General features: G+C 72.6%; 19 protein-coding genes and 1 pseudogene. 11 read left to right on the top strand and 9 right to left on the bottom strand.

The genetic code is table 11. The features are described from left to right. Window positions 1–74: 74 nt before the first annotated feature. Genes SAM23877_RS13225 through SAM23877_RS13215 form a run of 3 tightly spaced genes read left to right on the top strand, consistent with a single transcriptional unit; the run spans window position 75 to window position 3,112 of the window. Window positions 75–1,232 carry an acyl-CoA dehydrogenase family protein gene (locus SAM23877_RS13225; RefSeq protein WP_053131287.1) on the top strand — a complete coding sequence of 386 codons (1,158 nt, stop codon included), beginning with the start codon at window positions 75–77 and terminating at the stop codon, window positions 1,230–1,232. Window positions 1,233–1,262: 30 nt separating this feature from the next. Further along, window positions 1,263–2,135: an acyl-CoA thioesterase gene (locus SAM23877_RS13220; RefSeq protein WP_053131284.1), complete on the top strand. Its 873-nt coding sequence runs from the start codon at window positions 1,263–1,265 to the stop codon at window positions 2,133–2,135. Window positions 2,136–2,140: 5 nt separating this feature from the next. Next, entirely contained in the window at window positions 2,141–3,112 is a 972-nt protein-coding gene (locus tag SAM23877_RS13215) for a cation diffusion facilitator family transporter (RefSeq protein WP_053131281.1), read from the top strand. A 91-nt stretch (window positions 3,113–3,203) separates the two neighbouring features. Here SAM23877_RS13215 and SAM23877_RS13210 read toward each other — a convergent pair whose 3' ends face one another. After that, window positions 3,204–3,992, bottom strand: coding sequence for a phosphatase (locus SAM23877_RS13210; protein WP_053131278.1), 789 nt, complete (start codon window positions 3,990–3,992; stop codon window positions 3,204–3,206). Window positions 3,993–4,073: 81 nt separating this feature from the next. After that, window positions 4,074–5,696: a PucR family transcriptional regulator gene (locus SAM23877_RS13205; RefSeq protein WP_053131275.1), complete on the bottom strand. Its 1,623-nt coding sequence runs from the start codon at window positions 5,694–5,696 to the stop codon at window positions 4,074–4,076. Window positions 5,697–5,881: 185 nt separating this feature from the next. Here SAM23877_RS13205 and SAM23877_RS13200 point away from each other — a divergent pair, with 185 nt between their 5' ends. From SAM23877_RS13200 to SAM23877_RS13190, 3 genes are read left to right on the top strand one after another with little or no spacing between them, the layout of a single operon-like run. After that, window positions 5,882–7,351, top strand: a complete 1,470-nt coding sequence (locus tag SAM23877_RS13200) for a sodium:solute symporter family protein (protein WP_053131272.1) — start codon at window positions 5,882–5,884, stop codon at window positions 7,349–7,351. A gap of 52 nt (window positions 7,352–7,403) precedes the next feature. Then, window positions 7,404–8,375, top strand: coding sequence for an agmatinase (gene speB, locus SAM23877_RS13195; RefSeq protein ID WP_053131269.1), 972 nt, complete (start codon window positions 7,404–7,406; stop codon window positions 8,373–8,375). Further along, a complete protein-coding gene (locus tag SAM23877_RS13190) occupies window positions 8,372–10,057 on the top strand; it encodes a thiamine pyrophosphate-binding protein (protein ID WP_053131266.1) in 1,686 nt (561 codons plus the stop codon). The genes speB and SAM23877_RS13190 overlap by 4 nt, the downstream gene beginning before the upstream one ends. A gap of 15 nt (window positions 10,058–10,072) precedes the next feature. Here SAM23877_RS13190 and SAM23877_RS13185 read toward each other — a convergent pair whose 3' ends face one another. The 4 genes and pseudogenes from SAM23877_RS13185 to SAM23877_RS42280 form a co-directional block, all read right to left on the bottom strand. Next, window positions 10,073–10,912: an endonuclease I family protein gene (locus tag SAM23877_RS13185; protein WP_053131263.1), complete on the bottom strand. Its 840-nt coding sequence runs from the start codon at window positions 10,910–10,912 to the stop codon at window positions 10,073–10,075. A 149-nt stretch (window positions 10,913–11,061) separates the two neighbouring features. Beyond that, entirely contained in the window at window positions 11,062–13,344 is a 2,283-nt protein-coding gene (locus tag SAM23877_RS13180; protein ID WP_053142424.1) for an ArnT family glycosyltransferase, read from the bottom strand. Window positions 13,345–13,419: 75 nt separating this feature from the next. Next, on the bottom strand, window positions 13,420–14,028 hold the full coding sequence (locus SAM23877_RS13175; protein ID WP_079030702.1) for a TetR/AcrR family transcriptional regulator: 609 nt from the start codon (window positions 14,026–14,028) through the stop codon (window positions 13,420–13,422). A 306-nt stretch (window positions 14,029–14,334) separates the two neighbouring features. Beyond that, window positions 14,335–14,568 (bottom strand): annotated as a pseudogene (locus SAM23877_RS42280) (Scr1 family TA system antitoxin-like transcriptional regulator); the annotation flags it as partial. 267 nt (window positions 14,569–14,835) lie between these two features. On the opposite strand from SAM23877_RS42280, the gene SAM23877_RS13170 reads away from it, so the two are divergent. Then, the gene (locus tag SAM23877_RS13170) at window positions 14,836–15,060 is read left to right on the top strand and encodes a hypothetical protein (protein ID WP_053131257.1); all 225 of its coding nucleotides are present in this window, start codon (window positions 14,836–14,838) and stop codon (window positions 15,058–15,060) included. 223 nt (window positions 15,061–15,283) lie between these two features. Here SAM23877_RS13170 and SAM23877_RS13165 read toward each other — a convergent pair whose 3' ends face one another. Beyond that, window positions 15,284–15,652: a hypothetical protein gene (locus SAM23877_RS13165; RefSeq protein WP_053131254.1), complete on the bottom strand. Its 369-nt coding sequence runs from the start codon at window positions 15,650–15,652 to the stop codon at window positions 15,284–15,286. A gap of 90 nt (window positions 15,653–15,742) precedes the next feature. On the opposite strand from SAM23877_RS13165, the gene SAM23877_RS13160 reads away from it, so the two are divergent. The 4 genes from SAM23877_RS13160 to SAM23877_RS13145 all read left to right on the top strand — a co-directional run bounded on the left by SAM23877_RS13160 (window position 15,743) and on the right by SAM23877_RS13145 (window position 22,565). Continuing rightward, window positions 15,743–16,738, top strand: a complete 996-nt coding sequence (locus tag SAM23877_RS13160) for an esterase-like activity of phytase family protein (protein ID WP_053131251.1) — start codon at window positions 15,743–15,745, stop codon at window positions 16,736–16,738. Between the two features lie 88 nt (window positions 16,739–16,826). After that, entirely contained in the window at window positions 16,827–20,567 is a 3,741-nt protein-coding gene (locus tag SAM23877_RS13155; RefSeq protein ID WP_053131250.1) for an ABC transporter ATP-binding protein, read from the top strand. A gap of 86 nt (window positions 20,568–20,653) precedes the next feature. Continuing rightward, window positions 20,654–21,046, top strand: a complete 393-nt coding sequence (locus SAM23877_RS13150) for a hypothetical protein (RefSeq protein ID WP_079030181.1) — start codon at window positions 20,654–20,656, stop codon at window positions 21,044–21,046. A gap of 94 nt (window positions 21,047–21,140) precedes the next feature. Beyond that, window positions 21,141–22,565 carry a S28 family serine protease gene (locus tag SAM23877_RS13145; RefSeq protein ID WP_053131247.1) on the top strand — a complete coding sequence of 475 codons (1,425 nt, stop codon included), beginning with the start codon at window positions 21,141–21,143 and terminating at the stop codon, window positions 22,563–22,565. 51 nt (window positions 22,566–22,616) lie between these two features. Here the strand turns inward: SAM23877_RS13145 and SAM23877_RS13140 are convergent, their stop codons facing one another. Together SAM23877_RS13140 and SAM23877_RS13135 are read right to left on the bottom strand one after the other, a co-directional pair. Continuing rightward, complete coding sequence (locus SAM23877_RS13140) at window positions 22,617–23,279, bottom strand: hypothetical protein (RefSeq protein ID WP_162492102.1); 663 nt, start codon at window positions 23,277–23,279, stop codon at window positions 22,617–22,619. A gap of 142 nt (window positions 23,280–23,421) precedes the next feature. Continuing rightward, window positions 23,422–25,269, bottom strand: coding sequence for a glycoside hydrolase family 3 protein (locus SAM23877_RS13135; RefSeq protein ID WP_053131240.1), 1,848 nt, complete (start codon window positions 25,267–25,269; stop codon window positions 23,422–23,424). Between the last annotated feature and the right edge of the window lie 393 nt (window positions 25,270–25,662).

Genomic DNA, 25,662 nt, shown 5'->3' with positions numbered 1-25,662 from the left:
TGGACGCCCCTCCCTACCCGCCGGTACGGTGAAGTCTGAGCAAGCGCTTAGACACGTACCCTGGAGGTGGCGCTGTGCGCCGTACGGTGTTCAACGAGGACCACGAGGCGTTCCGGGAGACCCTGCGCGCCTTCATCGAGGCCGAGGTCGTCCCCGTCTACGACGAGTGGTTCGCCGCCGGCCAGGCGCCGCGAGACTTCTACTACAAGCTCGGCGAGCTGGGCATCTTCGGCATCAACGTGCCCGAGGAGTACGGCGGCGCGGGCATGGACAGCCACAAGTTCGAGGCCGTCCACTACGAGGAGACGGCCCGCGCGGGCGTCACCTTCGGCGGCTCCGGCGTGCACGTGCTGCTCGCCCTGCCCTACATCAAGATGCTCGCCACCGACGAGCAGAAGAAGCGCTTCCTGCCGAAGTTCGTCACCGGCGAGGAGATGTGGGCCATCGCGATGACGGAGCCGGGCACCGGTTCCGACCTCGCGGGCATGAAGTCCACCGCCAAGCTCTCCGAGGACGGCACCCACTACGTCCTCAACGGCTCCAAGACCTTCATCACCGGCGGTGTGCACGCCGACAAGGTCATCGTCTGCGCCCGCACCGCCGCCCCCACGGCCGAGGACCGCCGCCACGGCATCTCCCTGTTCGCCGTGGACACCAAGTCCGAGGGCTACTCGATCGGCCGCAAGCTGGACAAGCTGGGCCTGCGCACCTCCGACACCGCCGAGCTGGCCTTCGTCGACGTCAAGGTCCCCGTCGAGGACCTGCTCGGCGAGGAGAACAAGGGCTTCTCCTACCTCGGCCACAACCTGGCCTCCGAGCGCTGGGGCATCGCCTTCGGCGCCTACGCCCAGGCCAAGGCCGCCGTCCGGTTCGCCAAGCAGTACGTGCAGGACCGCACCGTCTTCGGCAAGCCGGTGGCCGCCTTCCAGAACACCAAGTTCGAGCTGGCCGCCTGCCAGGCCGAGGTGGACGCCGCCCAGGCCGTCGCCGACCGCGCGACCGAGGCCCTGGACGCCGGCGAGCTGACCCCCGCCGAGGCCGCCAGCGCCAAGCTGTTCTGCACCGAGGTCGCCCACCGCGTCATCGACCGCTGCCTCCAGCTGCACGGCGGCTACGGCTACATGAACGAGTACCCGATCGCCCGCCTGTACGCGGACAACCGCGTCAACCGCATCTACGGCGGCACCAGCGAGGTCATGAAGATGATCATCGCGAAGGACATGGGTCTGTAGACCGGTCCGCGGACCACAGAGCCACCCGACATGAGCGAAGCACTCCAGTCCCTCCTCGATCTGCTCGACCTCGAGCGGATCGAGGAGGACATCTACCGCGGCCGCTCCCGCTCCGCCGTCGTCCCCCGGGTCTTCGGCGGGCAGGTGGCGGCCCAGGCGCTGGTCGCCGCCGGGCGCACGGTCCCCCAGGACCGGCTCGCGCACTCCCTGCACGCGTACTTCCTGCGCCCCGGCGACCCGGACGCCCCCATCGTCTACAACGTCGACCGCCTGCGCGACGGCCGCTCCTTCACCACCCGCCGCGTCGTCGCCGTCCAGCACGGCAAGCCGATCTTCGGCCTGTCGGCGTCCTTCCAGACGTACGAGGAGGGCCTGGACCACCAGGCCCCGATGCCGGCCGCGCCCGACCCGGCGACGCTGCCCACCGGCGAGGAGCGGCTGCGGAGCTACCCGCACCTGCCCGCCGACACCGTGGAGCGTTTCCTGGAGGCCCGGGCCGCGGTCGACCTGCGGTACGTCGACGACCCGCCCTTCGGCGACTTCGGCACCCCGCGCGAGCCGCACTCCCAGGTGTGGTTCCGCACCAACGGCAAGCTCGCGGACGACCCCCTGCTGCACGTCGTCCTCGCCACCTACGTCTCCGACATGACCCTCCTCGACTCGGTGCTGCTCGCGCACGGCCGGGGCGGCTGGGCCGTCGGTGACGTCGTCGGGGCCTCACTGGACCACGCCATGTGGTTCCACCGGCCGTTCCGCGCCGACGAGTGGCTGCTGTACGACCAGGAGTCGCCGTCGGCGTCCGGCGGCCGGGGCCTCGCCCAGGCGCGCATCTACACGCAGGACGGGCGGCTCGCCCTCACGGTCATCCAGGAAGGCGTGGTGCGCGTCCCTCGGGAACACTGAGGGGTATGGCCGGACCCGCGCGCGAGGAGACCGGCGGCGAGAGCACCTTCACCGTGCTCGTCGCCGCCTTCGCCAATCTGGGCATCGCCATCGCCAAGGCGGTGGCCGGTGTGGTCAGCGGGTCCAGCGCGATGCTGTCGGAGGCCGCCCACTCGGTCGCCGACACCGTCACCGAGGTGCTGCTGCTGACCTCGCTCAGACGCAGCGCGCGCCCCGCCGACGAGGAGCACCCCCTCGGACACGGCCCCGAGCGCTACATCTGGGCGCTGCTCGCCGCCGTCGCCACCTTCGTCGGCGGTGCGGTCTTCGCCCTCTACGACGGCGTCCACACCCTCACCCACGGCGAGGAACCCGGCGACCCGCTGGTCGCGTACCTGGTCCTCGCCGTCGCCTTCCTCCTGGAGGGCTACTCCCTGCGCACCGGCCTCAGGCAGGCGCGCGGGGAGGCCCGCCGCTACCAGGTGCCCTTCGGCCGCTACCTGCGCCGCACCCCCGACACCGCCGTCAAGGCCGTCGTCATGGAGGACTCCGCCGCCCTGGCCGGGCTGCTGCTCGCCGCCGGGGGCCTGCTCGGCGGGCAGCTGACCGGCTCCGGCGTCTGGGACGGCGTGGCCTCCCTGTGCATCGGCGCCCTGCTGCTGTACGTCGCCTGGGTGCTGGGCCGCTCCAACGCCGAGTTCCTCATCGGGCGACCGCTGCCCCGCACCGTCCGGGACCGGATCCGGGCCGAACTGCTGGCGGTGGAGCACATCGAGGCCGTACTGGAGCTGACCACCCTGCTCCAGGGCCCGCGGGAGGCGCTGGTCGCCGCCAAGATCGACTTCCGGGACGTGTCGACGGCGGCACAGGTCGAGTGGGCGTGCGAGCGGGCCGAGCAGCGGCTGCGGGAGGAGTTCCCGGTGGTGCGCCGGGTTTACCTGGACCCGACGCCCGGGTTCGCGCAGCGCCGCTCGGAGGGGCTGAACCCCTGGCCGTGACGTGACGGCGGGACGGGTGGCGGGTCGGCCGCGGGGCCGATGGCTGGACCGGTGGCTGGACCGGTGGCGGCCGTACGGGCCGCCCAGCGGCTCAGCTCAGTCCCGCCTCCGCCAGCAGGTAGGCCGTCATCGGGTCGTAGTAGCGCGGGCTGACCACGTGGTCGTCCAGCGGCACCGCGACCTGGAGGACGCCCTCGGACTCGGCCAGGAAGAGGGCCGGGTCGTTGCAGTCGGCGTAGCCCACGGAGTCCACGCCGTGCTGACCGGCGTACCCCGCCCAGCCGTGGTCGGCGACGACCAGGTCGGGCAGCGGGCGCCCCGCACGCTCCAGGCCGGTCAGGATCGCCTTCATCGGCTCGCCGGAGTGGGTGTGCCACAGCGAGGCGCCGTGCTCCAGCACCGCGACGTCCGCGAACTGCTGGACGTACCCCTCCTCCGTCGTCAGCCCCTCGGGGATCACGACGATCTCGCAGCCGGCGGCACGCAGCGCGTCGGCCGTGGCGCGGTGCACGTCGAGCAGGCCGCCGGGGTGGCCGGTCGCGAACAGGACGCGCTGTCCGCCGTCCGCCGCCTTGCGCAGCCGGCCGGCCATGCGCTCCAGCGCGGCCACCGTCAGCTCGGGGTCGATGGTGTCCTGCCCGAACCGGTACTCCGGGTCGTCGTTGACCCCGACCCGCTCCGCCATCACCGCGAGCACGTCCTGCTCGTCCGTCCAGCGGTCGCCCAGCTCCAGGCCGAGCCAGAAGTTGCGGTCGCCGTTCGCCAGCTTGCGGTAGTGGGAGAGGTTGTTCTCGCGGGGCGTGGCGACGTCGCCCGCGATACGCGTCCTGACGAGGTGTTCGGCGAGTTCGGCGCGGCTGGGTGTCCCGGATATCGGCATGGCTCCATTGTGAGGCAGCCGACCGCCGCGAGTCTCCGGCGTATCGCTCGCTGGGACACGGGTCACCCTCTCCGCTCCCGGTCACGTCCGCCGCAGCGCGAACCACAACTCCATGCGTACGTCCGGGTCGTCGAGGTCGGTGTCCAGCAGGGCCGCGCAGCGTGCGATGCGCTGCCGCACGGTGTTGCGGTGCACGGACAGGGCGACGGCGGTGCGGTCCCAGCTCCCGTGCAGGGACAGCCAGGCGCGCAGGGTCTCGGTGAGCGCGGGGACGGCCGCGACCGGCCCGAGCAGCGCGCGGGCGTGCGCCTCGGCCTCGCCGTCCGGTACGAGGTCGGCGAGCGCGGGCCGGTCGGCGTGCCGGACCAGGGGCACCCGGGTGGCCCGGGCCCGGGCCAGCGCCCGCGCCGCCTGGGCATCCGCGGCCGGCCACTCGTCCGGGGCGACGGGAGCGCTGACGCCGAGCGTCCAGCCGGGCTGTGGGGCGGGGCCGGGTTCCGGTCGGGCGGTGGAGGCGGTGTGGGCGGTGGCGGCGGTGTCCGACGGGCCCTGCGGGTCGGTGGCGGCCGGCGGGGTCTCGGCGTCGGTGGCTGCCGTGTGTCCGGCCGGGACGAGCACCCGTACGACGTCCCCGGCCGGGTCGACGAGGGGGGAGCCGAGGGCCGCGCCCAGGGCGGACGCGGAGATCGGGTCGAGCGGGCCCGTGTTCGGACGGGCGTGCACGACGTGCCAGCGGGCGCCGCCCTCACCGTCCCCTGCGCCGAGCAGCGGCGCCACCTCCTGAGGCCGGGCGCCCAGCAGCAGCCGTACCAGGGCCGAGGAGCGGGCCGCGCCGGAGCCGCTGTGCTGCTCGCCCGTCAGGAGGGAGAGCAGCACGGCGGCGACCGAGGCGATCGTGTGGTCCCCGGCCTCCCGCTGCGGGGCCGCGACCCCGAGCACGAAGCCCGGCCCGGTACCGAGGGCGTACGCGGCGAGACGGGTGCCGGCGACCGTGTCCGTGGCGGTGGTGGAGGCGTGGCCGGTGACGAAGCGGGCCAGTCCCGCCAGCGCCCGCCGCACGTCCCCGCCGGGTTCCCGCCCCGCCGCCGCGATCTCCGCCCCCTCGGGCCCGTACAGCACCGCCCGCCCGTCGAGCCGGGTGGCCAGCCTGCGCAGCACCGACGGCACCGGGTCCGGCCGGGAGGCCGCGGCGGCCAGGCCCTGCTGGGCCTCGGAGACCCGGCGCAGCTCGGCCAGCCGGGCCCGTGCCATCAACTGCCACACCGCGCGGGCCACGCCCGAGAACGTCGTCCGCGGCGGCACCTCCACCAGCGGCAGCCCGTACGCCTCACAGGCCGCGACCAGCGCCACCGGGACGGTGTCGTGCACCGGCGCCACCCCGAAGCCGAGGGCCGCGCCGCCCGCCGCCACGATCCGGGACACATAGCCGTCGAAGTACGCGGCCCCCGCGTCCGCCCCGGACGGGATGTGCACCCCCGCCGTCAGCAGCAGCTCGCCGCCCAGCAGGTACGGGTACGGGTCGGACATCTCGGAGGTGTGCGCCCCGTGGACCGTCACCTCCGCCGCCGGGGGACCGGTGACCTGGCGCAGCCCCAGGTCGTCGCGGGCGAGCAGCGCGGCGAGGGAGACCGGCGGGGTGGGGGGCGTCGGGCCCGCGGGTGAGGCGGCTGACTCCTGCACAGTGGATGTTTCCTCCGTTGCCATGACCCCGAATGGATGAAACGTACACTTCGCAGCTGCTTTTCAGCCACCTAGTGTCGACCAGGACCGGAATCCAGACCGGCGGCCGCGGGTACGGGCGGATGTCCCCGCGAGACGCCACCGGAGCAGTCCACCGGACCGTCCCACTGCACGACACGCCACCGAGAGTGCGCGAAGGAGGGCCCCTCATGGCCGTCGACTACATCGTGATCGTCGTCTACCTCGCCGGCATGCTGGCCATGGGCTGGTGGGGCATGCGCCGCGCCAAGTCCAAGAGCGAGTTCCTGGTGGCCGGACGCCGCCTCGGACCCGCGATGTACTCGGGCACCATGGCGGCGATCGTCCTCGGCGGCGCGTCCACCATCGGCGGTGTCGGACTGGGCTACCAGTACGGCCTGTCCGGCGCCTGGATGGTCGTCACCATCGGCCTCGGCATCCTCGCCCTCTCCGTCTTCTTCTCCGCCCGCATCGCCCGGCTCAAGGTCTACACCGTCTCCGAGATGCTCGACCTGCGCTACGGCGGCCGGGCGGGCATCATCTCCGGCGTCGTCATGTGGGCGTACACCCTGATGCTGGCCGTCACCTCCACCATCGCCTACGCGACGATCTTCGACGTCCTCTTCGACGTGAACCGCACCCTGGCGATCGTCCTGGGCGGCTCCATCGTCGTCGCGTACTCCACGCTCGGCGGCATGTGGTCCATCACCCTCACCGACATGGTGCAGTTCGTGGTGAAGACCATCGGCGTGCTGCTCCTGCTGCTGCCCATCGCGGTCGTCAAGGCCGGCGGCTTCGGCGAGATGAAGGCGCAACTGCCGACCGAGTACTTCGACCCGCTGGGCATCGGCGGCGAGACGATCTTCACCTACGTGCTGATCTACACCTTCGGCATGCTCATCGGGCAGGACATCTGGCAGCGCGTGTTCACCGCGGGCAGCGACCGCACCGCCAAGTGGGGCGGCACCGTCGCCGGCACCTACTGCCTCGTCTACGCCGTGGCCGGCGCGATCATCGGCACGGCGGCCAAGGTGCTGTACCCGAAGCTGGCCAGCCCCGACGACGCCTTCGCCACCATCGTCAAGGACGAACTGCCCGTGGGCGTGCGCGGACTCGTCCTGGCCGCCGCCCTGGCCGCCGTGATGTCCACGTCCTCCGGCGCCCTCATCGCCTGCGCCACCGTCGCCAACAACGACATCTGGTCCCGGCTGCGCGGCGTCATGCGCGCGTCGGACGGCGCGGAGGAGCACGACGAGGTCAAGGGCAACCGCGCCTTCATCCTCGCGATGGGCGTCGCGGTGATCGTCATCTCCATCGCCCTCAACGACGTCGTCGAGGCCCTCACCGTCGCCTACAACCTCCTCGTCGGCGGCCTCCTCGTCCCCATCCTCGGCGGACTGCTGTGGAAGCGCGGCACCGCGCAGGGCGCCCTGGCCGCCGTCGCCGTCGGCGGCCTCGCGGTCGTCGGCCTGATGGCGGGCTACGGCATCCTCGCCAACGAGCCCGTCTACTACGGCCTGCTGGCCTCCCTCGCCGTCTACGTCGCCGTGTCCCTGGCGACCCGGCCCACCGACGAGGCGACCCTCACCGCCTGGCGCGAACGCCTCGCCGGCCGGGCCCCCGAACCCCAGTCCGAACCGCCGGTCCCGGCTCCCCAGTAGAGTCGGACGGCAGTAGTACATACGCGACGAAGCGTAAGAAGGAAGGCAGTACATGAGCAGCAACGAGACGCCCCGCGGCCCCGTCGACTCCTCCCGCGTCCCGCGGTACGCCGGTCCCGCGACCTTCGCCCGGCTGCCCCGCCTGGACGAGGTCGGCACGGCCGACGTCGCCGTGGTGGGCGTGCCGTTCGACTCGGGTGTCTCCTACCGGCCCGGCGCCCGCTTCGGCGGCAACGCCATCCGCGAGGCCTCCCGCCTGCTGCGTCCCTACAACCCGGCCCAGGACGCCTCTCCCTTCGCCCTGGCCCAGGTCGCGGACGGCGGCGACATCGCCGTCAACCCGTTCAACATCAACGAGGCCGTGGAGACCGTCGAGGCAGCCGCCGACGACCTCCTCGGCACCGGCGCCCGCCTGATGACCCTCGGCGGCGACCACACCATCGCCCTGCCGCTGCTCCGCTCGGTCGCCAAGAAGCACGGCCCGGTCGCCCTGCTGCACTTCGACGCGCACCTGGACACCTGGGACACGTACTTCGGCGCCGAGTACACCCACGGCACCCCCTTCCGCCGCGCCGTCGAGGAGGGCGTCCTCGACACCTCCGCCCTCTCCCACGTCGGCACCCGCGGCCCCCTGTACGGCAAGCAGGACCTCACCGACGACGAGAAGATGGGCTTCGGCATCGTCACCTCCGCGGACGTCTACCGCCGGGGCGCCGACGAGGTCGCCGACCAGCTCCGCCAGCGCATCGGCGACCGCCCGCTGTACATCTCCATCGACATCGACTGCCTGGACCCCGCCCACGCGCCCGGCACCGGCACCCCCGAGGCCGGCGGCATGACCTCCCGCGAACTGCTGGAGATCCTGCGCGGCCTGGCGTCCTGCAACCTCGTGTCGGCCGACGTCGTCGAGGTCGCCCCCGCCTACGACCACGCCGAGATCACCTCGGTCGCGGCCTCCCACACCGCGTACGAACTGACCACGATCATGTCCCGCCAGATCGCCCAGGAGAAGGCAGCGCAGTGACCCACGACCACGACCTGGTACTCCGTCCGACCGCCGCCCAGACGGAGGCCGCGCTGAATCCTCCCCCCGGCCGCAACGGCGGAGACCTGGTCGTGGAGACCCTGGCCGGGCTCGGCGCGACCACCGTCTTCGGGCTGCCCGGCCAGCACGCCCTCGGCATGTTCGACGCGCTGCGCCGCTCGGACCTGCGCTACATCGGCCTGCGGGTGGAGAACAACGCCGGTTTCGCGGCGGACGCCTACGGCCGGATCACCGGCGAGGCGGCCCCGCTGCTGCTGTCCACCGGCCCCGGCGCGCTCACCTCGCTGGCCGCGCTCCAGGAGGCGCGGGCGGCCTCCGCCCCCGTCCTGGCGATCAGCAGCCAGGTCCCCACGGCGGGCCTGGGCGGCGGACGCCACGGCTACCTGCACGAACTCCCCGACCAGGCGGCGTCCTTCCGGGGCGTGGTGAAGTCCGTCCACACGGTCCGCACCCAGTCCCAGATCCCGTCCGCGATCGCGGAGGCGTGGACCTCCGCGCTGACCGTCCCGCACGGCCCGGTGTGGGTGGAGATCCCGCAGGACGTCCTCCTGGCCGAGACGCCGATCCCGGTGGTCACCGGCGGGGACGCCTTCCCCGAGGAACTGCCCCCGCGCCCCGAGCTGACGGCGGTCGCGGCGGACCTGCTGTCCCGCGCGGAACGTCCCGTGATCATCGCGGGCGGTGGAGTCGTCCGTGCGGACGCGTCGAAGAAGCTCCGGCAGGTGGCCGAGCGCCTCCAGGCTCCCGTCGTCACGACCTTCGGCGGCAAGGGCGCGTTCCCGTGGACCCACCCCCTGTCCCTCCAGTCCTGGCTGGAGGACCGCCACACCACGGACTTCCTGGAGGACGCGGACGTCCTCCTGGTGGTCGGCTCGGGCCTCGGCGAACTCTCCTCGAACTACCACACCTTCAAGCCCCGCGGCCGAGTGATCCAGATCGAGGCCGACCTCGGCAAACTGGAATCCAACCATCCGGCCCTCGGCATCCACGCCGACGCCCGCCTCGCCCTCCAGGCGCTGCTGGAGACGGTGGAGGAGCGCACCGACCCGGCCGCGCCGGAGCGGGTGCGGGAGGTACTGGACCGGGTCCGCGAGCGCATCGCCTCCCAGGAGCTGACCCTGGAACAGGACGTCCTCGCCGCCGTGCGCGGGGCCCTCCCGGCCGGCGCCCCGTCCTTCTGGGACATGACCATCCTGGCCTACTGGGCCTGGTCGGCCTTCGACGCCAAGGCCCCCAACACCATGCACTCGGCTCAGGGTGCGGGCGGCCTCGGCTACGGCTTCCCGGCGGCACTGGGCGCCGCCGCGGCCGACCCCACCCACCCCGTGCTGGCGGTGTCCGGCGACGGCGGTGCCCTGTACTCCATCGCCGAACTGGCCACCGCCCGCCAGTACGACCTGAACGTCACCTGGCTGATCGTCGACGACGGCGGCTACGGCATCCTGCGCGAGTACATGACCGACGCCTTCGGGCAGCCGACGGCGACGGAGCTGACCCGCCCCGACTACGTGGCCCTCGCCGAGTCGTTCGGCGTCCCGGGCGTGCGTACGTCGCCGGAGGCGCTGGAGGCCGACCTCGCGAAGGCCCTGGCCGCACCGGGTCCGTCGGTGGTCGTCCTCCCGGCCGTGCTGCGGATGTTCGCTCCGACGCACCTGGACTGAGCGCGGGCCGGGGGCCTACCAGATCGCCTCGACCCACTCCGGGTGGTCGACGAACGGGTTGCGGTTGTGCTGGTAGGAGTCGTGGATGACCTGGTTGCGGCGCTCCTCGAAGGCGTCCGGCGGGTCCTCGTCGTTCCACTGCTTCAGGACCGACAGCCGGCCGTGCAGAGGCACGCTGCCGTTGGTGACGGCGTCGTTGGGCTCCAGGTCGGGCCAGCTGTCGCCGCCCTCGTAGCGGACGGCCATGTAGAGGATCATGCGGGCCACGTCGCCCTTGACGGCGTCACGCGGCTCGAAGGAGTCGGAGTCGGTGAGGCTGCCGCCGGAATTGGTGAAGCCGCTGCCGCCGTTGTCGAAGTCCTTGTTGCCGCGGATGCTGTTGACCTGGACGTCCTCGGGGCGCAGGTGGTGCAGGTCGGTGCCGGGGCCGGCCGAGGTGCCGAAGTCGCCGTGGGACTGCGCCCACACGTGCTCCCGGTTCCAGTTGCCGGAGTTGCCGCCGTTCAGCGTCTTGCTGCGGGAGATCCCGGAGTAGAGCAGCTTGACGTTGCCGCTGTTGTCCGGGTCCTGGTCGGTGACCTTCAGCGCGTCCCAGACGGCCGAGTACGAGAGCTTGGTCTGGTCGCTGATGATGGTGTGGAGCGACGACTTGAGGCTGTCCCCCGTCTTGCCGATCGCGTCCTTGTAGTAGGTCTCGTCGTAGTCCGCGGCCGTCGTGGTGAGGGCCGTACTCGTGGTCGTGGCCGAGGTCGCCGTGGCCGGGGTCGCGGTCAGGGAGGGGGCGGCCAGGCCGGCGAGGACGGCGGCCGCGGCGAGGGCGACCGCTTTCCGGCGCCGTGTGCGTATCGCGAGCATGTGGGGTGTCCGATCTACGCGGGTGGAGTGGAACGGTGGGACGAGCGTGGCATGGACATGTTGGAGGCCGGGTGTATGGGGCGTGGCGATTGCGTGACGAGGGCCCCGGCCGTGGCGGCCGGGGCCCTCGTCGGTCGCCGTCGCGCGCGTCAGCTCAGGTCCGAGGGGTCCAACCGGTAGACGCCGGAGGTGTCTTCGGCCGAGGACGTCGCGCCGTACTCGCTCGCCTCCACGGCCGTGCCGTGCTCCCGCACCCAGTCGGTCACTTCGGAACTGGTCCCGGAGCCGCCGCCCCTACCGCCGCCCATGCCCTGGCCGCCGACCTGGACGTAGCGCAACTCGCCCTTGCCCACCAGTTCCTTGAGCCGGACGAGGGTCATCGCGTTGTCACTGCCGGACCAGCCCCACATGGAGATGACCGGTTCGCCGCTGCTGAGGATGAGCTGGGCGGCGCTCTGCGAACCGGAGACCGCCAGCAGCCACTTGGCGCCGTCCTGGTGCTTCTTCAGGTAGGCGACCAGCTCGGTGCTCGCGCCGCCCATGCCGCCGCCTCCGCCGAAGCGGTCCGCGCTGCCCGGCTGCCCGTCCGCGCCGATGCCTCCGGACACTCCCGCGTCCCGGCCCGTGCCGTCGCCCGTCTCGGTGCCGGTGTCATCGTCCGGTGCCGTGCCCGTGCCGTCGGTCGCTCCCGTGTCACCGTTCGCTGCGGTGCCGTTCCCCGGCTGTGTGCCGTTCGGTGCCGAGCCGGTCGCACCGCCCGGAGTCTGGTTCTCCTCCCCGTCGCCCGGGAACGAGCCTCCGCCGGGGCCGGCTTGCTGCTGCCCGCCGGTCCCCTCCCCAGTGGGCTGTTCACCGCCGGGCCCTGCGGTACCAGGCCCGCCCTCCCCGCCGCCCGGGAACCCGCCCCGGCCGTCTGCGCCGCCAGGTCCGCCCATGCCACCGCCCGTCGACGGCCCGGCGGTCGGGTTGGTCCCGCCCATGCCGCCGCCCGAACCGGACGGCACCGACCAGGCGTACGCCGCCGGACCCGCGACCCCGGCGACGACGGCCGCCGCCACGGACACCGCCAGCAGCCTCACCCGGCGCCCCGAACGGAAGACCAGCAGCCCCGCGATCGCCAGCGCCATGACCACCGCGATCGTCGGCCACAGCCAGGTGTTCCAGCCGGCGGCGCGACGCAGCAGCACGACAGCCCAGACACCGGTGACGCCGAGGGCGAGGGGCAGCACCCACGCCCACCGAGGGGCGGTCCGGAAGGCGCGCAGCAGCATGACGCCGCCGCCCCCGCACAGCGCCGCGATGCCCGGGGCGAGCGCGGTCGTGTAGTACGGGTGCATGGTGCCCTCGGCCATGGCGAAGGTCAGGTAGTGCAGGACCGTCCAGCCGCCCCACAGCACCAGCGCCGCGCGCGTCAGGTCGGTGCGGGGCGCCCGGCCGCGCAGCGCCAGGCCGCCGGCGAGCGCAATGCCGGCGAAGGGGAGCAGCCAGGAGATCTGGCCGCCGAGGACGTCGTTGAACATCCTCCCGATGCCCGCGGCGCCGGAGAAGCCGCCGCCCCCGCCACCACCTCCGCCGCCCATGTTGCCGTTGCCACCGAAGATCCGGCCGAGCCCGTTGTAGCCCGTGATCAGGTTCCAGGCCGTGCCGTCCTCCGAGCCGCCGATGTACGGCCGCTCGGAGGCGGGCACCAGGGACACCGCCACCGCCCACCAGAAGCTGGAGACGGCCAGGACGACGGCGGCGAGCAGCAGGTTCCTGATCCGCTTCGTCCAGCCGAGGTCCGTGGCGTACAGGTAGGCGACGAAGACCGCCGGCAGTGCGATGTAGCCCTGGAGCATCTTCGTGTGGAACGCCAGCCCGAAGCAGGCCGCCGCACCCAGCAGGGGCAGCAGCCGCCCGTCGCGGACCGCGCGCAGGCCGAGGGCCGCCCCGCCCACCATCAGGAACACCAGGAGCGTGTCCGGGTTGTTGTCCCGGTTGATGGCGACCGTGATCGGCGTGAGCGCCAGCACCAGGGCGGCGACCGCCGCCGCGCCGTGGCCCCACACCCGCTTGACGGACGAGTGCAGGATCCAGATCGTCGCCAGCGCGGCCAGGATCAGCGGCAGCATCATCTGCCAGGTGCCGTAGCCGAGGAGGCGGCAGGACAGCCCCATGACCATCAGGGCGAAGGGCGGCTTGTCGACGGTCAGGAAGTTCCCCGCGTCGAGCGAGCCGAAGAACCACGCCTTCCAGCTCTCGGTGCCGCTGAGCACGGCGGCGCTGTAGAAGCTGTTGAGACCGGTCCCGGACAGGTTCCAGGAGTACAGCCCCGCCGCCAGGGCGAGGATCGCGAGCAGCGCCGGCAGAGACCAGCGTGGCGTGCCGGGTGCGGGGGTCGGCGCGGGCGGCGGCTCGGGGGCCGCTTGCAGGGGAGCGGTGGCAGATGTCACCACGCCACCGTGTCCATCGGCGTTGGGCGGGGGCTGTGCTCCGACTTGGGGCGAGCTGTGAATCCCGGGCGGTGCTCAGTCCGCCGGGGCCCAAGGGGCGAGCAGATCGCGCAGCAACTCGGCGAAGGCCCCGTCCAAGGTGTCCTCCCGCTCCTGGTCACCGACGGCCTCGGGACAGAGAGCGGCGGGACGGGCGATCCACAGGACCTTCCAAGGCCTGGAGAAGAGGGCGGCATCGCTCCACACGCCGCCGCGCGGGGCGAGGGGGTGCAGCAGATCGCTGACGCGTCCGGTGACCAGTTGCACCAAGAGGCCGTCGGTCGCGGCGTGCGCCCGGGGGAGCGCCGTGTGCGAGGTTCGGGCGATGGCCGCCGTCGTCGGATGCCGCCGGACGATGCGTACGACCTGTGTCAGATGCCGCACGACTCCCTCGACGGTGCCGTCGCTCGGATGGGTACGGTCGACCTCGTCGAAGGCACGGCCGAGTTCCGTCTGAAGCGCGCGCAAGTGGAGTCTGGAGGCGGTCTGCCAGTGTGCGTAAAGGTAGTTGCGCGAGGTTCCGGAGGCGCGGGCGATGGCGGTCATCGACACGTTGAGGCCGTCGGCGCGCATGAGGGTGCGCACCGTGCTGATCACGTTTCCGGTGCCGAGGGGGTTGCGGTGGTGCCAGGAGGCGGGGCTCATGGCCCCATGGTCGGGAAAAAGTGTGAGCACTTGGGGGGTGAATGTCATCTGGGCACTCGTATGAGCGACTGGAGGACAGTTGGGGGCGAAGTGTTCACGCTTTGGAGGGAGGGGGGTCTTCCCTGAGGGACGTGATGAACGACGTCCAGCCAGAAGTTCCGGCCTCATTGCCGCTGTAGCTGGACTCGCGCCAGCCCACAAACTCGGCCGCGTTCGGGAGGAAGGGCCCAGGCATCGTCTTCGTAGTCCTTCGCTGTCGACTTGAGCCCTCCGAGTACGCCACGGGCGGCTGGTCTTCGGGACGTCGAGGAGCCTCGCCCGTTCGAGGCGTGTGACAAGGCGCCTGTCACATTCCTCGGCGGTGAACGGAGGGTACGTCGTGCCGAGGACTGCACGCGCGTACGGCCGGGTCTGGAGGAGCACAGGCGCGAACGTCACAGCCGACTCACGGGTTGCCACCGCCTGCGACTCCAGCTGCCGCGCCGCCTCGAAGTAGTTTGCGACCGCCGCGTCCTCCTCCGGAAGGAAGCTGCTCAGCACGTTCCCCGTGTTCAGGGCGCGGTCCAGCCGTCGCGATGTTGCTCATCCGTTCGACTCCCGTGTGACAAAGGCGCCGTCACATCCGCACCCCTGGCGAGCCTAGCTCCGCCCGTTTCGCCCTGTACGCGCATCGCTACGGAAAGCGAGACCCCCGCGACCGTCGCACCGGTCCGGGCGTCACCGTATCGCCCGCCTCGCCGGGCTGACCTGTCGCTGCCGGCCCTCCTGCTGCCCGGCTCAGGGCGCCGCCGCCGACGTCCTCCCGCGATGGAACCCACCGAATCCCCGTACACCCCGGACATGGCCGTCCGCCGCACCGGCATGCCGGCCCTGCGCAGAGAGGACAACGTGCTCGTACGCCCCTACCTGCTCGCCCACGAACGGCGGGAGGAGGCCCGACGCCGCCAGGCCCGGCGCCGCGCGCTCCGGTTCGCGGTGCACGGCATCGACCTCGGGCCCCGGGTACCGCACGACATGGAGGTGGCACGGTGAGGCACGGCGCGCGCCCGGCCCGGCTGCTGCCCTGGACCGGCTCCGAGGGCAAACCCTGCCACCTGCTGACCGACGGCGACGGCCCGCTACGCCGCCCTGCTCGCGGACGCTCGGGCGACGCCCGAACAACTCCGCTTCATGCCGCACCGCATGCGCGAGGCGCTCACCGACGTGCACCGCGTCGCGGAGAGCCGGGGCATCCGGTCGCGCTGAAGGGGAGCCGTCACTCGACCAGTTCGGGAAAGGCCTCCTTGAAGTCGGCGAGCTGAGCGCGATAACCGGCGTTGAATTCGGCCAGTCCGTGTACGCCGAGGTTCTTCTCCAAGGCGACGCTCTGCCTGGGCACCAGGGCGGGTATCGCGCGGAACACCTCGCCCGCCGCCTTCGTGTGCCGGCCCTTCTGGACGGTGGCCACCAGGTCCTTGAAGAGGTCCAGCTCCAGGGCCCGGATGCGTTCGCTCGGACTGTCCTGGCCTTTGAGTTCATCGGCGACCGGTTTGGCCCCGGAGGGCTTGGTGAGGAACTTCAGTACCCGCATCGTCGCGTACAGCCGACCGGCCAGTTTGTGGCCGCTCTCGTTCTGGTCTGGCATGGCTCATTACTTGCCACCGGTACCGCGCCGAACCCTGTCCTTCGGAAAGTGGTCAACTCTTGGCCATTCCTCCGGCCTAGGGTTTCGGCCATGCGTCCGAGAATGCTCCGCACCTCCCTCGCCACCCTCACCACGAGCCTCGCGGCCGCCGGCTGTCTCATCGCCGCCGGACCGGCCGTCGCACAGGAACGTCCGCAGAGGAACGCCTGCTCGCCCGCAGTCTCCCTCACCGGCTACTCCGACGCCCTCGACAAGACCACCCACGACGGCGCCTACGTCGGCAACCTCTCCGCACTCGCCCGCGTCGGGCGGGGCACGGTCGCCGCTCTCTCCGACCGGTCCGTCCTCTTCCGGCTGGACGCCCGCTCCCTCCAGCCACGGGACGTGATCCCGCTCGCCGACGAGAACGGTGCCGCCCTCGACGCCGAGGGACTGGTCGCCGACCGGGACGGCGCCTACCTCGTCTCCTCCGAGACCGAGCCGTCCGTCCGCCGCTACTCCCGTACCGGCGAGATCCTCGGCCGCCTCCCGGTGCCGGACGCCCTGCGCACCGCCCCGGAGGGCCGCGCCCGGGCCAACGGCAGCTTCGAGGGGCTGACCCTCCTGCCCGGTGGCCGGACCCTGATCGCGTCCATGGAGTACCCGCTCGTCGGCGACCCCGCCGACCTCGTGCGCTTCCAGAGCTGGCGGCGGACCGGGCACGGCGACTTCGGGCTCGGCACCCAGTACACGTACCGGACGGACGGCGGCCTCGGAGTCTCCGAGGTCACCGGGACCCCCTCCGGCCGGCTGCTCGTCCTGGAACGCGGCTTCACCTCCGGCGTCGGCAACACGGTCCGCCTGTACCTGACCGACCGGCCCCGCGGCGGCACCGCGCTCGGCAAGACCCTCCTCGCCGACCTGGCCGACTGCCCCTCCCTCGGCGCCACCGCCCGGCAACCCCAGCCCAACCCGCTCCTCGACAACTTCGAGGGGATGACCGTCACCGGCCGGAGCGGGGGCCGTCTGGACGTCCTGATCGTCAGCGACGACAACCAGAACGCCGCGCAGACGACCCGCTTCCTCAGGCTCCGCGTCCGGGTCTGAATGTTGCGGCGGGATGAAATCCCCGCTCGCCCGTGTTGGTGCCTTCCGGTAGATCAGGTGAGCAGGACGACCGACCGGAGGGCACGGCGTGGACGCGCAACGGGGATGGGCACGACGACTGGCGGCGTACGCCTGGCGCTACCCCAAGGACGTCGTCCTCGCCCTCGGCGCCTCGCTGGGCGGCATGGCCGTCATGGCCCTGGTCCCGCTGATCACCAAGGTGATCATCGACGACGTGATCGGCGACAAGACCAGGGACATGGCCGTCTGGGCCGGTCTCCTGATCGGCGCCGCGGTCGTCGTCTACGTGCTCACCTACATCCGCCGCTACTACGGCGGCCGGCTCGCCCTCGACGTCCAGCACGACCTGCGCACCGACATGTACGGGACGATCACCCGGCTGGACGGACGGCGGCAGGACGAGCTGTCCACCGGACAGGTGGTCGGGCGGGCGACCAGCGACCTCCAGCTGATCCAGGGCCTGCTGTTCATGCTCCCGATGACCATCGGGAACGTCCTGCTCTTCGTGATCTCCCTGGTCATCATGGCGTGGCTGTCCCCGCCGCTCACGCTCGTCGCCCTCGCCGTGGCCCCGGCGCTGTGGTTCATCGCCCGCCGCAGCCGCACCCGCCTGCACCCCGCCACCTGGTACGCCCAGGCACAGGCCGCCGCGGTCGCGGGCGTGGTCGACGGCTCGGTCAGCGGCGTCCGCGTGGTCAAGGGCTTCGGGCAGGAGGACCAGGAGACCGGCAAACTCCGGGAGGTCGGACGGAAGCTCTTCGCGGGGCGGCTGCGGACGATCAGACTGAACGCCGTCTACACTCCCGCCCTGCAGGCCGTCCCCGCCCTCGGGCAGGTCGCCATGCTCGCCCTCGGCGGCTGGCTGGCGGTACGCGGGCACATCACGCTCGGCACCTTCGTCGCCTTCTCCACCTACCTCGCCCAGCTCGTCGGCCCGGTCCGCATGCTCGCCATGGTCCTCACCGTCGGCCAGCAGGCCCGCGCCGGCACCGAACGCGTCCTGGAGCTGATCGACACCGAGCCCGCCATCGAGGACGGCACCAGGGACCTGCCCGCCGACGCGCCCGCGACCGTCGAGTTCGACGGCGTCTCCTTCGGCTACGCGTCGGCCACCGGGGAGGAGACCCCCGTCCTCGACGGCCTCTCCTTCGAGATCCGGGCCGGTGAGACCCTCGCCGTCGTCGGCTCCTCCGGTTCCGGCAAGTCCACGGTCTCCCTGCTCCTGCCGCGCTTCTACGACGTGTCCCGCGGCGCCGTCCTCGTCGGCGGGCACGACGTGCGCGAGCTGACCCTCGACTCGCTGCGGGCCGCCATCGGGCTCGTACCCGAGGACTCCTTCCTCTTCTCCGACACCGTGCGCGCCAACATCGCGTACGGCCGCCCGGACGCCACCGACGAGGAGATCGAGGCCGCCGCCCGGGCCGCGCAGGCACACGGGTTCATCAGCGATCTGCCGGGCGGCTACGGCACCACCGTCGGCGAGCACGGCCTGACCCTCTCCGGCGGCCAACGCCAGCGCGTCGCCCTCGCCCGCGCGATCCTCACCGACCCCCGGCTGCTGGTCCTCGACGACGCCACCTCCGCCGTGGACGCCCGCGTCGAGCACGAGATCCACGAGGCGCTGAAGGAGGTCATGCGGGGCCGCACCACGCTCCTCATCGCCCACCGCCGCTCCACGCTCGGCCTCGCCGACCGCATCGCCGTCCTCGACCGCGGTCGCCTCGCCGACCTCGGCACCCACGAGGAGCTCCAGGAGCGCTCGGCCCTCTACCGGCGCCTGCTGACCGACCCCGACGAGCTGGGCGGGGTGTCGCCGGGGCACGCCCGGCCCGCGGCGCCCGCCGAGGACACGTCGGTGCGGGACGAGCTGGACGCCGAGTTCGACGCCGAGCGCGGGGTCACCCCGCGGCTGTGGACCGGTGACCGCACGCCGAAGGACACCGCCCTCGCCGGCACCCCGGCCACCCCGGAGCTGCTCGCCCAGGTCGACGCGCTGCCCCCGGCCGACGGGGTCCCCGACATCGACGAGGCGCGGGCCGTGCAGCCGGAGGAGTCCTACGGCCTGCGTCGCCTGCTGCGCGGCTTCCGCGCACCGCTGCTGATCAGTCTCGCCCTCGTCGCCGTGGACGCCGGCATGGGACTGCTGCTGCCGGTGCTGATCCGGCACGGCATCGACGAGGGCGTCACGCAGGTCGCCCTCGGCGCGGTCTGGGCGGCGTCGCTGCTGGGGCTGCTCGCCGTGCTCGCCCAGTGGACCGCGCAGACCGGCGAGATCCGGATGACCGGCCGGACGGGGGAGCGGATCCTGTACGCGCTCCGTCTGAAGATCTTCGCCCAGCTCCAGCGGCTCGGCCTCGACTACTACGAGCGCGAGCTGACCGGTCGGATCATGACCCGCATGACGACGGACGTGGACGCGCTGTCGACGTTCCTGCAGACGGGACTCGTCACCGCCTTCGTCTCCGTCGTCACCTTCTTCGGCATCATGGTCGCCCTGCTGGTGATCGACGTGCAGCTGGCGTTCGTCGTGTTCGCGACGCTGCCGCCGCTGATCGTCGCCACCTACTTCTTCCGCAAGGCCAGCGTGAAGGCGTACGAACTGGCCCGTGAGCGGGTCTCCTCGGTCAACGCCGACCTCCAGGAGTCGGTGGCGGGGCTGCGGATCGTGCAGGCCTTCCGGCGCGAGCACGAGGGCGGGCGGCGGTTCGCCGAGCGCAGCGACAGCTACCGGCAGGCCCGCATCAGGGGCCAGTGGCTGATCTCGATCTACTTCCCGTTCGTGCAGCTGCTGTCCTCGGGCGCGGTCGCCGCCGTGCTGATCGTCGGCGGCGGGCGGATCGACGCGGCGACGCTGTCGACCGGGGCGCTGGTGGCGTACCTGCTGTACATCGACCTGTTCTTCGCACCCGTACAGCAGCTCTCCCAGGTCTTCGACGGCTACCAGCAGGCGTCCGTCTCCCTGGGCCGCATCCAGGAACTGCTGCGGGAGCCGGCCTCCACCCGGGCGCCCGACAAGCCGTCGGACGTCACGTCCCTGCGCGGGGAGATCGCCTTCGAGGACGTGCACTTCGCGTACGGCGGCGCCGACCAGGCCGAGGCGGCACTCACCGGCGTCGACCTGCGCATCCCCGCCGGGCAGACCGTCGCCTTCGTCGGTGAGACCGGCGCGGGCAAGTCGACCCTGGTCAAACTGGTGGCCCGGTTCTACGACCCCACGGGCGGACGGGTGACCGTCGACGGCAGGGACCTGCGCGACCTCGACCTCACCGCCTACCGGCACCGGCTCGGCGTCGTCCCGCAGGAGGCGTACCTCTTCCCCGGCACCGTGCGGGACGCCATCGCCTACGGCCGCCCGGACGCCACCGACGCCGAGGTGGAGGCCGCGGCGCGGGCGGTGGGCGCGCACGAGATGATCGCCGGGCTCACGGGCGGGTACCTCCACGAGGTCGCCGAGCGGGGCCGCAACCTCTCCGCCGGGCAGCGGCAACTGATCGCGCTGGCCCGCGCCGAACTGGTCGACCCCGACGTACTGCTCCTCGACGAGGCGACGGCGGCCCTGGACCTGGCCACGGAGGCGCAGGTCAACCGGGCCACCGACCGCATCGCCGGCCGGCGTACGACGCTCGTCGTCGCCCACCGGCTGACCACGGCCGCCCGCGCGGACCGGGTCGTCGTCATGGACGCCGGGCGGGTCGCCGAGGACGGGACGCACGACGAACTGCTGGCGCTCGGCGGACGGTACGCGCGACTGTGGCGGACCTTCGTCGGGGCGGCCGAACCCGAGGAGCCGGTCGGCGCACGGCGCTGACGACCGCGCAACCATTCGACACACGTCGCGCGTCCGTACATCCGTACGCCAGTGATCGCCGTACGGCGGGGACGGAGGGTGCCGCAGTGGGCCAGAGGGGTGCCGCCCTGCGCCGGCGGCTGGCGCTGGGTACGGCCGTGCTGACCGCGGCCGGGCTGCTCGCCGTCGGGGTGCCGCAGGAGGCGCAGGCCGCCGCGGCGTGCCCGGGCCGCAAGGTGCGCACGCTGCCGTTCTCCACGGGGTCGGTCCTCGTCTACAAGCGCGGCGGCTACGTCTGTGCCGTCACCGTCCCCGAGAAGGCGGGCAAGAAGCGGCAGATGTCCGTCAGCGTGCAGGCGCGCGGCGGCCGGCCGGTCGTCGACTCCGGGCGCTACGCCTACCGGGCCGGACCGGTCACCGTGCACGCCGGGAAGCGCTGCGTGTGGGTGAAGGGCACGGTCTCCCGGGGGTCGGTCAGCTCCGGCTGGATCCTCTGCTGACCCGGCCCGCGGCGGCCATTTCCTCATCTCCCCTGGTGCGCGGAGGACTTGCTCCGATAGCTTCCGGCGCACATCTGTTTCACAGGGAGGGTGCATGCGCAAGGCGCTCAGATGGCTGCTGGCGCTCGTGGTGCTCATAGGCACCGTCAGCACGGCGAGCGCGGCCACCGCCGCCGAGCCGAAGGCCGTCGACATCAAGGACCGGCTGCTGTCCGTACCGGGCATGAGCCTGATCGAGGAGAAGCCGTACACCGGGTACCGCTTCTTCGTCCTCAACTACACCCAGCCGGTCGACCACCGGCGGCCGTCCAAGGGAACGTTCCAGCAGCGGATCACCGTGCTGCACAAGGACGTGAGCCGCCCCACGGTCTTCTACACCGGCGGCTACAGCGTCTCCACGACGCCCAGCCGCCGCGAGCCGACCCAGATCGTGGACGGCAACCAGGTCTCCATGGAGTACCGCTACTTCACCCCGTCCCGGCCCGAGCCGGCCGACTGGTCCAAGCTGGACATCTGGCAGGCGGCCAGCGACCAGCACCGCATCTTCCAGGCGCTGAAGCCGGTCTACTCCGAGAACTGGATCTCCACCGGCGGCTCCAAGGGCGGCATGACCGCCACCTACTACGAGCGCTTCTACCCGCGCGACATGGACGGCGTCGTCGCCTACGTCGCCCCCAACGACGTGGTGAACCGCGAGGACAGGGCCTACGACCGCTTCTTCGCCCGGGTCGGCACCGAGGAGTGCCGCGACCGGCTGAACGGCGTCCAGCGCGAGGCACTGGTGCGCCGGGCACCGCTCAAGGAGAAGTACGAGGCGTACGCGGCCGAGAACGGCTACACCTTCGACACCGTCGGCAGCCTGGACCGCGCCTACGAGGCGGTCGTCCTCGACTACGTGTGGGGCTTCTGGCAGTACAGCACCCTGAAGGACTGCGCCGACATCCCGGCCGACGCCAGGAACGCGACGGACGACGAGATCTGGACCTCCGTCGACACGATCTCCGGCTTCTCCTTCTACACGGACCAGGGGCTGGCCCCGTACACGCCGTACTACTACCAGGCGGGCACCCAGCTGGGCGCGCCGACGATCCACTTCCCGCACATCGAGAAGAAGTACGTCCGCTACGGCTACCAGCCGCCGCGCAACTTCGTGCCCCGGTCGATCCCGATGAAGTTCGAGCCGTGGGCGATGCGGGACGTCGACACCTGGGTGAAGCGCAACGCCCACCACATGCTGTTCGTGTACGGCGAGAACGACCCCTGGGGTGCCGAGCCCTTCCGCCTGGGCCACGGCGCGCGTGACTCCTACGTGCTCACCGCGCCCGGTATGAACCACGGTGCCAACGTCGCCGGCCTGGTGCCGGAGGAGAAGGCCCTCGCCACGGCCCGCATCCTGGACTGGGCCGGCGTCGCCTCCGCCGAGGTGCGCGACGATCCGTCGGCGGCCACGCCGCTGGCGACGTTCGACGCCAGGCTGGACAAGCGGGACGTCGAGCGCGAGCCCGCGCTGCGCCCGTAGGACGGACGGCTGTGCCCGGCCGCCGCTGAGAGGCTGAGAGCCTTCAGGAACTCACAGCGGCCGGGCGCAGCCCACCGGGCGTTCGCCGCCCAGACGGACGTAGAGGCCGGTCGAGGCGGGACAGTCCGCCCGGACGGTGACCGCGTCGGCCACCTTGAACTGCGGTTCCCTCCTGCCCGTGCCGTCGCAGGCGGTCTCGCGGACCTTGCCGCCCCCGGCGTCGTAGACGCAGTCGCCGACGATGGTGCGCGGGCCGCCCCCGCCGCCGGGATCACCGGGGTGCGGCGGCAGGAGCCGCCGCATGCAGGCGTAGCCCTGCGGCACGGCACCGTCGCCGTCCTCGTCGGCGGAGGGGCGCTGCTCGCTGATGTGCAGGACGAAGTCGGTGGTGTCCGGGCACGGCGGCCCGTCATCGGCGCGGCCGTCCTCGCGGGCCACGACCCGCGCCGCCGCCCGCTCGCCGGCGCACGGCACCTCGGTGAAGCCGACCGTTCCGAACGAGCTGCACTCGCCGAACGCGAGGAACACCGCCCCGTACCCGGACGGCCGGGCGGCCACCGGGGCCGAGCCCGACGCCGCCCTCCCGCCGGACAGCCCGTCCGCGCCCCGGGAGTCGGCGCCCGCCGGGCCGGGCGGGCTCTGGCACCCCGTCAGCAGTACGGCACACAACGCCGACAGGGCGCCGAGCACCCCCGCGGCCCCTCTTCCACGCATCGCCATACCCCGGACCCCCGGTCCAGCGTGACCCGCCGCAGCGGGCGCACGCCAGACGCGCGGGGGGCATTGCGCGCGGGTGACCGGAGCGCCCCCGGCGCGTGGCGTAGGCCGCGCTACGCCCTACGACCGGCGCTCCGCCCTACGACCGGTACGACAGCCCGTGCCCCAGCGGGTACAGCACCGTCGCCGGATCGTCCGCCCGGACCACCGGCACCGGCAGCCTGCCGCGCGGCCCCACCCGGCCCGCGATCACCCGGGCCGCCGCCCGCACCTCGACGTCGGTCCAGGAGTAGGCGGCGAGGAAGGCGCGGACCCCCGGGAGGTGCGCCACGTCGTAGGGGTTTCGGATCGCGACCGCGACGACCGGCTTCCCCGTCTCCAGCAGCCGTGCGACCAGCGTGCGCTGGCTGCTGGACGCCGTGACGTTGTACGTGGCGACCACCACCGCGTCGGCGTCCCCCGCCGCCGCGACGGCGCGGTCGATGACGGCGGTCGAGGGGGCGGTGCCGGTGGACAGGGCGGTGGCCGTGAAGCCGAGTTCCGTCAGCGCGCCCGCGAGGACGCCGGTGGGCGGCCCGGTGGTGCCCGACGGGGAGGCCGGGTCGGCGCCCACCACGAGCAGCCTGCGGTGCTCCCGGCGCGACAGCGGCAGCAGCCGCCCCTCGTTGACCAGCAGCGTGGTGGTCCGCTCGGCGATCCGGTCGGCCGCCGCCAGGTGCCCCCGGGTGCCGACGGTGCGGTCGACGTCCCGCCGCCCGGTGTAGGCGTCCCGGAACAGCCCCAGCTTCGCCTTCAGCCGCAGCACGCGCAGGATCGATTCGTCGAGCCGGGCCTCGGTGAGTTCCCCCTCGCGTACGGCGGTCAGGACCGCGTTCCAGGCGAGGTCCAGGTCGGGCGGGTTGAGGAGCTGGTCGACGCCCGCCTTCAGCGCCAGCACCGGCACCCGTTCGTCGCCGTACTTGGTCCGCACGCCCTCCATGCCGAGGGAGTCGGTGACCACGACCCCGTCGTAGCCGAGTTCCTCGCGCAGGATGCCGGTGAGGATGGGGCGGGAGAGGGTGGCCGGGTCGCCGGAGTCGTCGAGCGCCGGGACCACCAGGTGGGCGGTCATGATGGCGTCGATGCCCGCCTCGATCGCGGCCCGGAAGGGCGGCGCGTCCAGCTCCTCCCACTGTTCGCGGCTGTGCGTGATGACCGGGAGTCCGGTGTGGCTGTCGGTGGCGGTGTCGCCGTGCCCGGGGAAGTGCTTGGCGCACGCGGCGACCCCGGACCGCTGGTAGCCCGTCACCTCCGCGACCACCATGCCGGCCACCGCCTCCGGGTCGGCGCCGAAGGACCGCACGCCGATCACCGGGTTGGCCGGGTTCACGTTCACGTCGGCGTCGGGGGCGTAGTCCTGGCGGATGCCCATCGCGCGCAGCTCGGCACCCGCGATCCGGCCGAGCGTGCGGGCGTCGGACCGCGAACGGCCGGCGCCGATGGCCATCGCGCCGGGGAAGAGCGTCGCCGGCTCGCCCACCCGGGCCACTATGCCGTGCTCCTGGTCGGTGGAGATCAGCACGGGCAGGCCGCGCGGCAGCTCCAGGGACGCCTTCTGGATGCCGTTGGACAGGTCGGCGATCTGGTGCGGGTCGCGGGTGTTGTGCGCCCAGGCGAAGTAGATGACACCGCCGACCCGGTACTTGGCGACCAGTTCGGCGGCCGTGCGGACGCCGATCTCCTTGAGGTTGGCGTCGATGTCGGCCTGGTCGGGGGAGGTGGCGGAGTGGCCGTACACCCGCATGACGAAGAGCTGGCCGACCTTCTCCTCCAGCGTCATCCGGGAGATGAGGGCGCGGAGCTTGTCGTCGTCGGGTCCGCGGGGGTCGGCGTGGGCGGTGCCGCCGCCGGCCGCCAGGGCCGCCGTGACGACCGCGGTGGCGGTGAGGACGGTACGTCTGGAGGGCTGTGCGGTGCTTCCCTTGCCGGCCGTGCTGCTGTGGTGCACGTGCGCTCCTTCCGGAGTGATCCGCTGGGGAATCGCTGGAGAGCTGCTGAAGGAAACTGCCAAGGAGTCACCAATATCCGGGAAGTTTCTGCCAGTCAAGGGAGCGCACAGGAGTCACCCGAAGCGGTGGCGTAACGCCGGAAGGGTCCGTGCGGGGCCGCCGCCGGCGCCAGGGAGGGGGACGCCGACGGCGGCGGGCTGCCGGCCGCGGTACGGCGGAGAGGGTGGCCGGCGACCGCGGCCAGCGGCGAGGCCGACACCGAACCGCGGGGACTCGTCCGGCAACGTGCGGATGGGACGACGCGGTCGGGAGCGGGGTTCCCGGTTCCGGCGGCGTTCCGCACGTCGGGACACGGGGGCCGGACGGGGCGCGTGGGACCCGGAGCGTGACCG

Source organism: Streptomyces ambofaciens ATCC 23877 (assembly GCF_001267885.1).
GTDB classification, from domain to species: Bacteria; Actinomycetota; Actinomycetes; order Streptomycetales; family Streptomycetaceae; genus Streptomyces; species Streptomyces ambofaciens.
The sequence above is the reverse complement of the archived record's forward strand: the minus strand, read 5'-3'. Positions and strand labels throughout refer to the sequence as shown.